12 protein-coding genes are annotated in these 11,928 nt (G+C 73.4%); 4 read left to right on the top strand and 8 right to left on the bottom strand.

Annotated elements, in window-relative coordinates:
- The first annotated feature begins 2 nt into the window (after window positions 1–2).
- Window positions 3–560 (top strand): dihydrofolate reductase family protein, encoded by a 558-nt coding sequence (locus tag ABEA42_RS15390; protein WP_345504702.1) that lies wholly within the window; start codon window positions 3–5, stop codon window positions 558–560.
- 19 nt (window positions 561–579) lie between these two features.
- Here ABEA42_RS15390 and ABEA42_RS15385 read toward each other — a convergent pair whose 3' ends face one another.
- From ABEA42_RS15385 to ABEA42_RS15370, 4 genes are read right to left on the bottom strand one after another with little or no spacing between them, the layout of a single operon-like run.
- Window positions 580–1,026, bottom strand: a complete 447-nt coding sequence (locus ABEA42_RS15385; RefSeq protein ID WP_345504701.1) for an OsmC family protein — start codon at window positions 1,024–1,026, stop codon at window positions 580–582.
- Window positions 1,026–1,565 carry a DUF1697 domain-containing protein gene (locus tag ABEA42_RS15380; protein WP_345504700.1) on the bottom strand — a complete coding sequence of 180 codons (540 nt, stop codon included), beginning with the start codon at window positions 1,563–1,565 and terminating at the stop codon, window positions 1,026–1,028. The genes ABEA42_RS15385 and ABEA42_RS15380 overlap by 1 nt, the downstream gene beginning before the upstream one ends.
- A gap of 1 nt (window position 1,566) precedes the next feature.
- Window positions 1,567–2,409, bottom strand: a complete 843-nt coding sequence (locus tag ABEA42_RS15375) for a serine hydrolase (protein ID WP_345504698.1) — start codon at window positions 2,407–2,409, stop codon at window positions 1,567–1,569.
- Window positions 2,384–3,256: a PhzF family phenazine biosynthesis protein gene (locus ABEA42_RS15370; protein WP_345504697.1), complete on the bottom strand. Its 873-nt coding sequence runs from the start codon at window positions 3,254–3,256 to the stop codon at window positions 2,384–2,386. Before ABEA42_RS15370 ends, ABEA42_RS15375 begins: the two co-directional genes overlap by 26 nt.
- Before the next feature lie 25 nt (window positions 3,257–3,281).
- Between ABEA42_RS15370 and ABEA42_RS15365 the strand changes: the two genes are divergently transcribed.
- Entirely contained in the window at window positions 3,282–3,944 is a 663-nt protein-coding gene (locus tag ABEA42_RS15365) for a histidine phosphatase family protein (RefSeq protein WP_345504695.1), read from the top strand.
- A 14-nt stretch (window positions 3,945–3,958) separates the two neighbouring features.
- Here ABEA42_RS15365 and ABEA42_RS15360 read toward each other — a convergent pair whose 3' ends face one another.
- From ABEA42_RS15360 to ABEA42_RS15345, 4 genes are all read right to left on the bottom strand, one after another.
- Window positions 3,959–4,594: an RES family NAD+ phosphorylase gene (locus tag ABEA42_RS15360; protein ID WP_345504693.1), complete on the bottom strand. Its 636-nt coding sequence runs from the start codon at window positions 4,592–4,594 to the stop codon at window positions 3,959–3,961.
- Entirely contained in the window at window positions 4,591–5,136 is a 546-nt protein-coding gene (locus ABEA42_RS15355) for a hypothetical protein (RefSeq protein WP_345504691.1), read from the bottom strand. Before ABEA42_RS15355 ends, ABEA42_RS15360 begins: the two co-directional genes overlap by 4 nt.
- A gap of 90 nt (window positions 5,137–5,226) precedes the next feature.
- Window positions 5,227–5,913: a class I SAM-dependent methyltransferase gene (locus ABEA42_RS15350; protein ID WP_345504689.1), complete on the bottom strand. Its 687-nt coding sequence runs from the start codon at window positions 5,911–5,913 to the stop codon at window positions 5,227–5,229.
- A 7-nt stretch (window positions 5,914–5,920) separates the two neighbouring features.
- Window positions 5,921–7,402 (bottom strand): glutamate--cysteine ligase, encoded by a 1,482-nt coding sequence (locus tag ABEA42_RS15345; protein WP_345505040.1) that lies wholly within the window; start codon window positions 7,400–7,402, stop codon window positions 5,921–5,923.
- Between the two features lie 129 nt (window positions 7,403–7,531).
- On the opposite strand from ABEA42_RS15345, the gene ABEA42_RS15340 reads away from it, so the two are divergent.
- The gene (locus ABEA42_RS15340) at window positions 7,532–8,707 is read left to right on the top strand and encodes an exonuclease SbcCD subunit D (RefSeq protein WP_345504687.1); all 1,176 of its coding nucleotides are present in this window, start codon (window positions 7,532–7,534) and stop codon (window positions 8,705–8,707) included.
- Entirely contained in the window at window positions 8,704–11,904 is a 3,201-nt protein-coding gene (locus ABEA42_RS15335) for an SMC family ATPase (RefSeq protein WP_345504685.1), read from the top strand. The genes ABEA42_RS15340 and ABEA42_RS15335 overlap by 4 nt, the downstream gene beginning before the upstream one ends.
- The last annotated feature ends 24 nt before the right edge of the window (window positions 11,905–11,928 follow it).

The following is an 11,928-nucleotide window of genomic DNA, read 5'->3' as shown; positions in this document are numbered from 1 at the left end:
CCATGGCCCGCCTGCACTACTCCGCCATCGCGTCGCTCGACGGCTACGTCGTCGACGCCGACGGGCGCTTCGACTGGGCGGCTCCCGGCGCTGAGGTGCACCAGTTCGTCAACGACCGTGAGCGGGCGATCGGGACGTACCTGTACGGCCGGCGGATGTACGAGATCATGCGCTACTGGGCCGGCACCGATCCCGACGCCGACCGCTCCCCCGTGTCGGCCGAGTACCGCCAGATCTGGCAGGCCGCGGAGAAGGTCGTCTTCTCGCGGACCCTGACGTCCGTGGACACCCCACGGACCGAGCTGCTTCCGGAGCTCGACCCCTCAGCGGTCCGCCGCCTCAAGGACGAGGCGACCGCCGACCTCAGCATCGGTGGGCCCACGGTCGCCGCAGCAGCCCTCGCGGCAGGCCTGGTCGACGAGGTGTCGCTGTTCCTGCACCCGCTCTCCGTGGGCGGCGGCACGCCGGCGCTGCCTACGGGCCGTCGGCTCGACCTGCGGCTGGTCGAGGAGCGCACCTTCGGCGACGGGGTCGTGCTCCTGCGCTACACCGTCGCCTGAGCCACCGCCGCAGTCGACCTCAGTCGGCTGCCAGCGCGCTGTCGATCGGTGTGCCGAGCTCGACCGTGCGGCTCACGGTGCAGAGCCGGTCGTGCGACATGGCGACGGCCTTGGGCAGCATCTCCCGGGCGCGGTCGCCGGCCTCCCCCTCGGGGAACGTCACCGCGAAGCGCACGCGCAGGTCCTCGAGGTGGTTGCCGTTGTCGTCACGCACCTTCTCCCCCGTCGCCTCGACGTGGAACGTCTCCGGTTCGGCCCGCTTGACGGTGATGAAGTCGACGTCGACGGCACTGCAGCCGGCGATGGCCGTCAGCAGCAGCTCGACGGGCGTGAAGTCGGCACTGTCCCCACCCGCGATGCGCATGGTGCCGCCCCGGGCGTTGGTCACCTCGAACACACCCTTCTCGACCCGCTCCATGCTGATCGCACGGTGTCCCAGTCCGGTGCCGCCGGTCTCCTCGGCCATCACGTTCCCCATTTCTGCGCCAGTGCGCGGACGACGGTCATGTTGCGGGCCGTGCCCGGCACCCCGAGGACCTTCTCGATCCGGGGCCCGGTGAGCTTCGCCTCGTGGAACGGCACCGCGAACTCCATGAGGACATCCTTCCCGATGACCCTGGCGCGCTCCCCGGCGGAGTCCCACTCCTCGAGCCCTGCCGCCCGGTCCGCCGTGGGGGGCGCGGCGCAGAAGCTCACGTAGCGCGACGTCTCTCCTTTCAGCGCAACGGGAATGGCGTCGACCTCGGCAACGAGGGCGGGCAGGTCGGCAGGTCGGCGGGCGATGGCCACGATGTCGTACCCGGCGTGCTCACCGAGGAGTCCCCCGACCGCCTGCTCGACCTTGGCGATGCTGCGCATCGTCGTCGTCACGAGGAAGTTGCCGGTCTGGATGTGTGACTCCACGTCACGGAAGTCGTTGTCCTGCAACACCTTCCGAGCCTCGGCCATCTTCAGGGTGCGGCCCCCGACGTTCACCGCGCGCAGGAAGACCACGAACGTGCCCACCTCAGGCTCCTTCCACGACCCGGCGCACTGCGCCTCCCACCAGTGCCATGCCCTCGAGGGCCTCCTCGCGCGCCTGAGGGGCGGCGGGGTCGTCCCACTCGGCCAGGACGGCATACGCGATGGTGCCAGCCGGCCCCGACAGGACCCCGACGTCGCCGCGCACACCCGTGATCGTGCCCGTCTTGTTCCACAGCCGCAGCCCTCGGTCGGGCTCGTCGTGGCACAGGGGGTCGAGCCCGAACGCCGAGGCGACCATGGACAGGTCGGCGTTGAGGGACAGCCATCCGGCCACGCGGGCGCTCACCATGGGCGACACCAGCTCACCGCGGTGCAGCCTGACCGCCAAGGCAGCCAGGCCGGCGGCGCTGCCCGTCGACAGGGTGGGCGGGTCGCTCGGCCCGCGGACGTCGCGGACGGGTCCGTGCAGCGCCACGTCCTCGATGCCGGCCGCGACGGCGGTCTCCTCCACGGCACGGGCACCGCCGACGCGGCGCAGCAGGACGTTGGTGGCGAGGTTGTCGCTGAACGCGCCCACGAGTGCCGCGCAGTCCACCACCTCCATCTCGGCGGTCGACAGGTGTCGCCACAGGCCGGAGTCGGCCACGAGGTCCTCCTGCCTCGGCACCAGCTGCTGGCTGCCGTCGAGCTCCCCGCACTCCAGGAGCCTGGCCACCTCCAGGAGCAGGAGCACCTTGCCGATGCTGGCAGTGCGTTGCACCTGGTCGGCCCGGTGCGAGGCCAGCGCCTGCCCCGTCGTCGCGTCGAGGAGCCGCACTCCCCACGCCACCGTGGAGCTCGTCGCCAGCCGGTCGACGACCTCACGGGGCGACGCCACGGCGCTCACAGGTCGAGGACCCCTCGCCGAGGTCGCGCACGAGCCCGCCGACCCGCACGGTGCCCTCGGGCGCCACGGTGAGCACGAGTGTCGACGGACGCCCGACCTGCTGTCCCTGGCTGACCTCCCAGCGCCCGGACCTGCCCTGGGCGGCAAGCCAGGTGCCGAGGTTGGAGCACGCCGAGCCGGTCGCGGGGTCCTCGATGGCGGCCGAGCCCTGGGTGAACAGGGCACGCGCCTCGACCTGCCCCTCGCCGGTCTCGCACCACAGGTAGACCAGCGTCTCGCCACCCCGCGTCCCCATCCCCGCGAAGCGCCGCATGGCGGCCGCGTCCCCCACGGCGCGCCGTACCGCGTCGACGTCGGCTGCCCTCGCGACCACCTGCGCGCTGCCGGTGCTGACCTGCTGCACCGGACCCACGAGGTCGTCGGCCGTGAGCCCCACGCACTCGGCGATCTCGCCGACCTGGTAGTCGGCCTGCACCGACCCGGGGTTGGCGGTGAGGGTCCAGGTGTCACCGTCGGCTGCCACCGGGATGACACCGGCGGGCATGGAGAGCGTCAGCGCGTCGCCCGCAAGCCCGAGGGCGCGGACCACGTGCGCCGTGCCCAGCGTCGGGTGGCCAGCGAAGGCCATCTCGTAGTTGGGTGTGAAGATCCGGACCCCGGCGTCGGCGCCGTCGCCGTCGCCGGCCGGGACCAGGAAGGTCGTCTCCGAGAGGTTGAACTGGCGCGCGATGCCCTGCATCTGGTCCTCGGACAGGTCTGCCGCGTCCTGGACGACGGCCAGCGGGTTGCCCGAGAACGGGTCCCCCGGTCGGGCAAAGACGTTGAGCAACCGGTACGTCAGGCGCATGACCTCACTCTGTCAGACTGACGACGTGCCGAGCACCGTGCCGACCCCGCCCGTCTCCCCACCCACCCCGGTGACCCCGCCTTCGGGACGGCTGGTGCTCCTGCGCCACGGCGAGACCGAGTGGTCGCTGTCGGGCAGGCACACCGGTCGCACCGACCTGCCGCTGACGGCCCATGGTGAGGAGCTTGCCGTGGCCGCCGGGAAGCTGCTCGACGACTACCGGTTCACGCTCGCCCTCTGCTCGCCGATGCAGCGCACCCGCCGCACCGCCGAGCTGGCCGGCCTCGACCCCGAGCTCGACGACGACCTGCTCGAGTGGGACTACGGCGCCTACGAAGGCCTCACGACCTCGCAGATCCGTGACGGACTGGGCTGGGACTGGACCGTGTTCGCCCACGGGGTGCCTGCCGGTCAGACCCCCGGTGAGACGGTCGAGGAGGTCGCGGCGAGGGGTTCGAGGGTCGTACGGCGCGTGCTCCCCGCGCTGGCTGACGGCGACGTGGTCCTGGTCGGGCACGGCCACGCGCTGCGCGTCCTCGCCTCGGTCTTCCTGCGGCAGGAGCCACGGATGGGGGCCCAGCTGCTCCTCGATGCGGGGTCGGTGTGCGTCCTGCAGTACGACCGGGAGCAGCCCGCCATCCGGGTCTGGAACCAAGGGCCGCGGCTGCCCCGGTCCGAGCAGGCCTGAGCCTCCGGCGACAACTACGTGCGGGGTACCCGCGTGCGCGGGGGCCGCACCACCGTGAGGTCGGCCCGCCGTGGTGTGCGCACCACCGCGGGACCACCGGGCACCAGGGCCGCCGGCACCGGCGTGGCATCGACCGGCCAGTCGCGCTCCCCCGCGTCGCCGAACAGCGCCACCGCGCTGCAGTCACCCGGGGTGAACCGCGGGCCGTAGCGCACCCCATGGTGGCCCGCACGGTCGAGGGCTCGGGCCCACGACTGCGGCACGCCGTAGGGGACCATCGTCTCGAGCTCGCGCGTGACGCCGTACTCCCCCGCCGCCCTCGACTGGAGGTCGGCCACCTCCCGGTCCGCCGGGAGGGCCAGCCGCGACACGACGACGTCCTCGAGCAGGCTCTCGGGCACGGCGCGGGCCGCGGCGAGGACCGGGCCGACGCGTTCGCGCAGGGCGCTGGCGGGGTCGAGGGCCGTGTAGCACGCACCCCGCGGGTCCGGCAGGTCGAACCGGCCCGAGCCGTCGTTGCCGAACCACCACGGACCACGGGCGACGAGATGGGCACGGTAGAGGTCCGTGCCGGTGCTCAGGGTGCACGTGGGGAACCCCGCCAGCGACGGCGGAGGACCGCCCTGGGCGACCTGCTCGCGACCGCTCATGCCGCCCAGGTCGCCGCGTCGGACGCCGCCGCCTCGGCGACCCGCCGGACGGCCGTGGGCGAGGACCGGTGGACCACGAGGTAGTCGATGGCGCTGTGGCCCTCGAACACGTCGGTGGGGGTCGTGAGCCAGGCCCCGACCGACCACCCGTCGACGCCGCGGCGGGTGAACGCACCCACGGCCTCGACCACACCCGGCCGCACCGCGCCGTTGCGGCCGAACTGCAGCGAGGGGTAGACGAGGTGGCCGTCGGCCGTGCGGCAGGCCAGCACGGTGCCGCGCCGCACCCGGTCGAACAGTGCCTGGCGGCTGATGCCGAGCCAGGCCACGAGGCCGGAGGTGTCGTAGAACGGGCCCAGCGGCTGGTCGAGCGGGTGGACCGTCGGCAGCGCCGCCACCATCCGGTCGGCGAGCTCGTCGACGTCACCGAGGTCGAGCGTGCGCCCGGAGGCGCGCAGGTCCTCGGCGCGGGCCACGATGCGCTCGCGCAGCGCCTCGGTCAGGGCGTCCACCGCGGTGGTGGTGCGGGTGCGTGGCGACATGGGTGGGAACCTCCAGGGTGCTCGAGCGCCCGTCAAGGGCGTCAAGGTCTATGGTGCCACCGTAGACCGTGCCGCCGACACCGGGCCGGCTCAGCGCAGGCGCCGCGCCCGCAGGACCACGTCGTGGCTGTGGTGCGTCCCACCACCGCTCGCGGGGACGGCACGCGGCCGCACCTCGTCGACCTCCACCGCCCAGTCCCCGTCCAGGACGGCCGCCACGTCCGCCGGCGCGACGTACTCCGCCGGGTCGAAACCGTGCTCGTGGGCGGTCTCGAGGTTGTGGGCGTGGTGCACGACCAGCAGGGTGCCGCCGGGAGCCACCAGAGCCGCCAGGGCGCGTTCGGCGTCCTTGCCCCCGGTGCTGGGCAGCGCGGGGTACTGCGCCGACACGAGGTCGAACGACCCCATCGGGAAGCCTGCCTCCAGGAGGCCACTGTGCACCCAGCGGACCGTGACGCCGGCGTCGCGGGCGTGGCGGGCCGCACGCTCGAGGGCTACCGTGGAGACGTCGAGCGCGGTGACGTCCCACCCTCCGCGGGCCAGCCACACCGCGTCCGCACCCTCGCCGCAGCCCACGTCGAGCGCGCGTGCGGGCGCGAGGTCCGCGGCCTCGGCGAGGAGGGCACCGTTGGGGTTCCCGCTCCACACCTGCTCGGCCGCGCGGTACCGCTCGTCCCAGTCCTCGCCACCGGGGCCGAGGCCGTCGTGGCGGTCGTGGTCGTGTCGCTCGTGGTCGTGTCGCTCGTGGTCGTGTCGATGCTCGCCCGCGTCGGTCACGGTGCCCCTACGGAAGCGGCCACGTGTGCACGGGCTCGTTGCTGTGCATGTTCCTCGCGTAGTGGCGCAGCATCTCCGCCAGCGCGCTCTGCCGGTCCAGGCCCGAGGCCTGGAGCTTGGCCACCGCGTCGGTCTGCCACGTGGCGCCGTTGGTGCTCGTCGTGCACCGACCCTCGATGACCGACAGGTAGCGCTCGCGCACCGCAGCGGACACGCCCCATTCGGCGAGCCCCTCGTGGGCCATGGGGAGCAGGTGGCGCAGGACCAGCTCCTCGGCCCTGACCTCACCGAAACCGGGCCAGTAGAGCCGGGACTCGATGCCGTCGCGCGCCGCGTCGCGGAAGTTCTGCTCGGCCGCGGCGAAGCTCATCTTGCTCCAGATGGGCCGGTCGTCCGACGCGAGCTTGCGGATCACGCCGTAGTAGAACGCCGCGTTGGCGAGGGTGTCGATGAGCGTCGGGCCGGCGGGCAGGACGCGGTTCTCCACGCGCAGGTGCGGAGTGCCCTGGACGATGTCGTAGATGGGCCGGTTCCAGCGGTAGACGGTGCCGTTGTGCAGGCGCAGCTCGGACAGCGACGGCGCCTCGCCCGCTTCGAGCTTGGCCACCGGGTCCTCGTCGCTGACCTCGGCGAGCAGTGCCGGGAAGTAGCGCACGTTCTCCTCGAACAGGTCGAAGATCGAGGTGATCCAGCGCTCGCCGAAGAAGACCCGGGGTCGCACGCCCTGGTTCTTGAGCTCGATGCTGCGGGTGTCGGTGGCCTGGCTGAACAGCTCGATCCGCGTCTCGGCGTGCAACCGCTGGCCGAAGAAGAACGGCGAGTTCGCCGCGAGCGCGATCTGCGGGGCCACCAGCGCCTGCGCGGCGTTCCAGTGGGCGGCGAAGTCCTGGGGTGCGACCTGCAGGTGCAGCTGCACGCTCGTGCAGGCCGACTCGGGCGCGATGGAGTTGCAGTAGGTGGCGACCCGCTCCCCCGTGGGTCCCTCGATGTCGAGGTAGATGTCCTCGCCGCGGGCGTAGAAGATCGAGTCGTTGAGCGCCGTGTAGCGGTTGTTGGCGCTGATCCACTCGCCCTCGAAGTGCTTGGGCATGATCGTCGGCAGGATGCCCACCGCCACGATGTGCGCCCCGCGCTTCTCGGCCGCCGTGGACGCGGCGTTGAGCGAGCCCCGCAGCTCGTCCTCGAGCTGGATGGCCGAGTCACCCGGCAGCGGGCGTGGCGGCACGTTCAGCTCGATGTTGTACTGCGCCAGCTCGGTCTGGTAGCCGGGGTCGGCGATGGCCTCGAGGACCTCGGCGTTGGCGAACTTGGGCTGGTAGTCGTCGTCGACGAGGTTGAGCTCGATCTCCAGGCCGGTCATCGGCCGGTCGAACTCGAAGACGCTCTGGGACAGCATCCGCTCGAACACGTCGAGGTTCTGGCGCACCTTCTCGCGGTACTGCTGCCGCTGCTCGCGGGTGTAGCTCTGGGCGGTGACCTCCTCACCCATGGGACCCTCCCTCGAGTCGTGGTGCCGTGCGTGGTCGCCGAGGATCCGGTGGAGTCTCGGTGTCACGACCTAACCATGCCCGGGGCGCGCCTGCCAACGGCTGTCACCGGGGTCTCATAGCCTGCTGACGTGCGCTTCCTCCACACCTCCGACTGGCACCTGGGGCGGTCGTTCCACCAGGTGGGGCTGCTCGACGCCCAGGCGCAGTTCGTGGACCACCTCGTGGAGACGGTGCGCACGGAGTCGGTCGACGCGGTCCTCGTCTCCGGTGACGTCTACGACCGGGCGATGCCGGCCCCCGACACCGTCCAGCTCCTCAGCGAGGCGGTGACCCGGCTGGTGGCCGAGGGCGCGACCGTGGTCCTGTCCAGCGGCAACCACGACTCGGCCATCAGGCTCGGGTTCGCCAGCGAGCTGCTGGCCCGCACCGGCCTGCACATCCGGTCCTCGCTGGACTCCGTCGGCACGCCCGTCATGGTCGGTGACGTGGCCGTCCACGCCCTGCCCTACCTCGAGCCGTCGGTGGCCGCCGGTCCGCTCGGCACCACGGAGCGCACCCACGCCGGGGTGCTCGGCGCGGCCATGGCCAGGGTCAACGCCGACCGGCTGACCCGCGGCGGGCGGTCGGTCGTCATGGGCCACGCCTTCGTCACCGGAGGCGCGACCAGCGACTCCGAGCGGGACATCGCGGTCGGCGGCGTCGGTGCGGTGCACCCCCGCACGTTCGCCGGCCACGACTACGTCGCCCTGGGGCACCTCCACGGCCGGCAGCGGGTCAGCGACACCGTCCGCTACAGCGGCTCGCCGATCGCCCTGTCGTTCAGCGAGCACCGCCAGACCAAGGGCTCGTGGCTCGTCGACCTCGACGACACCGGCGTCCACGTCGAGCCGGTCGACGCCCCCGTCGCGCGGCCCCTCGCCGTGCTGCGGGGTGACCTCGAGACGCTCCTCACCGACCCGGCCCACGAGCCGGCCGAGCGCGCCTGGTGCCAGGTCACCCTCACCGACGCCGCGCGGCCGCCCGGTGCGATGGAGCGGCTGCGGCGGCGGTTCCCCCACACACTGGTCCTCCAGTTCGACCCGCAGGGCGCGCCGGTGCCGGTGCGGTCGTACGCCCAGCGTGCCCAGCAGCAGGACCCGCTCGACGTCTGCTGCACCTTCCTCGACCACGTGCGCGGCCACGCCGCCAGCGACGAGGAGCGCGACGTCGTCGCCCGGGCCGTGGAGGCCGTCAGGGTCGAGCGGGCGGGTCACGACGACGAGGGCCAGCTGACGTCCGCCCGCCGGCAGGAGGGCGCAGCATGAGGCTGCACCGCCTCACCGTCACGGCGTTCGGACCGTTCGCGGGCACGGTCGACGTCGACCTCGACGCCGCGTCCTCGGGTGGCCTGTTCCTCATCCGCGGTGCCACGGGAGCCGGCAAGACCAGCCTGCTCGACGCCGTCGCCTTCGCCCTGTACGCCGACGTGCCCGGCTCCCGCTCGAAGAAGGGCCTCCACAGCGACCACGCCGAGCGCGGCGCCGTCCCCCAGGTGACCCTCGAGCTCACCGCGGCCGGCCGCCGGTTCCGTATCGAGCGCTCGCCCGAGTTCCTGCGGCCCAAGGCCCGGGGCACCGGCGAGACGAAGGTCCCCGCCAAGGCGGTGCTGTGGGAGCACCGTGGGGGTGGCTGGGACGCCCTCAGCACCCGTCACGACGAGATCGCCGACGTCGTCAAGGACGTCCTCGGGATGGGCCTGGAGCAGTTCAGCAAGGTGGTGCTGCTCCCCCAGGGCGACTTCGCCGCGTTCCTGCGCGCGACTCCCGAGGAGCGTCGCGGGCTGCTCGAGAGGCTGTTCGACGTCAGCACCTACGCCGGTGTCGAGGAGTGGTTCGCCGCCCGCCGCAAGGAGTCCACGACCCGTCTGGAGTCGCAGCACGCAGCCCTGCGCTCCGACCTCGCCGTGCTCGCCGACGTGCTGGCCGACGCACCTGCGGGACTGGTGGCCGAGGCGCTGGGCAGCGCGCCTGACGGCCCCGAGCCCGACGGCCCCGAGTCCGACGGCCCCGAGTCCGACGCGCCGGGCCAGCCCGGGACCAGCGAGCCGCCGGACTGGTCTGCGCTGCCGCTGGAGGCGCTCCCCGCCGCGCTCGACGCCGTGAGGGCGGCCCTGGAGACGGCCTCGGTCCAAGGGCTTGCCACGGTGGAACGCGCCAAGTCCACCGATGCCCTCGCCGCGGGCGCCCTGCACCAAGCTCGTGAGGTGGCGGCCCGACGCGTACGGGGACAGCAGGCAGTCGAGACCATCGAGCGGCTCGCCACGGGGCGCGCCGAGCACGACGCGGCGGTCGCCACGCTCGATGCGGCGGTCCGCGCCCGGTCGGTGTCCGGAGACCTCGCGGCCCACGACCGGGCCGCAGACGCCGTCGAGCAGTCCCAGGAGCGCGTCGACCGGGCCGCGGCCGCTGTCCTCGCGCTGGGGGTTGCAGGTGAGGACCTCCAGGTCGCACTGGAGCGGGTCACCGTGGCGGGCGGCCACCTGGACGAGGCCGGACGTCGCGCCCGGTCGTGGCGCGACGGCTCGCGGGAGCATGCGTCCCTGGCCGAGCAGGCGCGGCAGGCCGAGCTCGCGCACGGCCGGCTCGAGACGAGGATCGGGCGCAGCCGGGACGCAGCCACGGCGGCGCGGCGCGAGCTCGCGGCGAGCACCGAGGCGGTCGGCGCGGTGGCAGCAGCCGCCGGCCGCGTCAAGGAGCTCACTGCGGCACACCGCACCCGGGTCGCCCTCGACCACGGTGAGGTCCAGGTCGCACAGGCGGGAGCGGCCGGCGACGTGGCGCGGTCCGCAGCGGCGGACCTGCGGGACGCCTACCTGGACCTCCGCCAGGCGCGCCTGGACGGGATGGCCGCCGAGCTGGCCTCGCGCCTCGAGGACGAGCAGCCGTGCCCGGTGTGCGGTTCCCCCGACCACCCGGCCCCTGCCGGCGGCGGGGACGCGGTGACCGCTGAAGCCGTCCAGGCGGCAGAGGGAGCCTGGCAGGCCGCAGCGGCGGTGCACGCCGAGGCACAGTCGCGCCTGGCGTCCCTGCAGGCTGCGCAGGCGGAGCGCATGCTTCAGCTCGGGGAGGAGTCCCGCGATGCGCAGACCCTCGCCGAGGCGTTGGAGCGGGCCCGCGCCGACCACGCCGCTGACACCGAGCGGGCCGCGGCGCTCGAGCGCACCCGGGCGCTCGTGGAGTCGGCCGAGGCCGAGGTCGCCACCCTTGCCGAGCAGGCCGCCGAGCTGCGCGACGGGCTCACTGCGGCACGGACCACGCTGTCCGCCTTGGAGTCCGACCTCGCTGCGCACGCGCAGGCCCTGCACGATGCCTTGGCGGAGCATGCCCAGAGCTGCCCCTGCCTCGGCGAGGCGGGTGCAGCTGCAGCTGCCCGTGCGGGCGACGCCGGCGACGGATTCCTGGCGCCGGAGCAGGTCAACGGGCTCCTCGACCTGCTGCCCCGGGTGCAGCGACGCCATGACGCAGCACTACGGCACCTCGGCGAGCACCTGCAGGCGACGCGGGCCCTCGAGTCGGCCCGTGACGCCCTCACCCAGGTCGTCGCCTCGACCGGGGCCGCGCTCACCGAGGCAGGCTTCGCCGACCTCGACGAGGCGCGGGCGGCCCTGCTCAGCCCTGCCGAGACCTCTGCCCTGAGGTCACGCATCACCGCCCGCGACACCGAGCTGCTGCAGGCCACCACCGTGGTCGAGGACCCCGAGGTCGCCGCGGCCCTCGCTGCCGAGGCTCCCGACCTCGACGCCCTGCAGGAGGCAGCCGACACCGCACGAGCCGCCTACACCTCGGCCCTGGCCACGGAGACCCTCGTCCGGCGGACCCTCGGTGGCGTCGAGCGGGTCCGCACGACGGTCGGTGAGCGGTGCTTGTCGCTGGCCACCACGGCCGCCGAGCACGAGGTCCTGCGGGAGGTGGCCGACGCGGTCTCCGGCACCTCGTCGTCCAACACCCTGCGCATGCGGCTCTCGGCGTTCGTGCTGGCGGCACGGCTCGAGAAGGTCGCGGCACTGGCCAACGAGCGGCTGGCGACCATGGGTGACGGCCGCTACCAGCTCCGCCACACCGACGAGCTCGCCGCCCGCGGCGCCCGCAGCGGTCTCGGGCTGGAGGTCCTCGACCTGTGGACCGGTCAGGCGCGCGACACCAGCTCGTTGTCCGGGGGCGAGTCGTTCATGGCCTCACTGGCCCTGGCCCTGGGGCTGGCCGACGCCGTCAGGGAGGAGTCCGGCGGCTTCGACCTGCAGACGCTGTTCGTCGACGAGGGCTTCGGCACGCTCGACGACGAGAGCCTCGAACAGGTCATGACCGTCCTGGACGGCTTGCGCGAGGGAGGTCGCGCCGTCGGCGTGGTCAGCCACGTGGCCGAGCTGCGGACGCGCATCTCCAGCCAGGTCGTCGTCACCAAGACCGAGCAGGGGTCCACCGTCCGGACCACGACCACCGACGAAGCGGCCCCCGCAGCCTGAGTCACTCCCAGGCGGCGAGGGCCG

The sequence above is a fragment of the Pedococcus ginsenosidimutans genome (assembly GCF_039544395.1).
Taxonomy (GTDB): Bacteria; Actinomycetota; Actinomycetes; order Actinomycetales; family Dermatophilaceae; genus Pedococcus; species Pedococcus ginsenosidimutans.
This window is presented reverse-complemented; position numbering and strand designations above follow the sequence as displayed.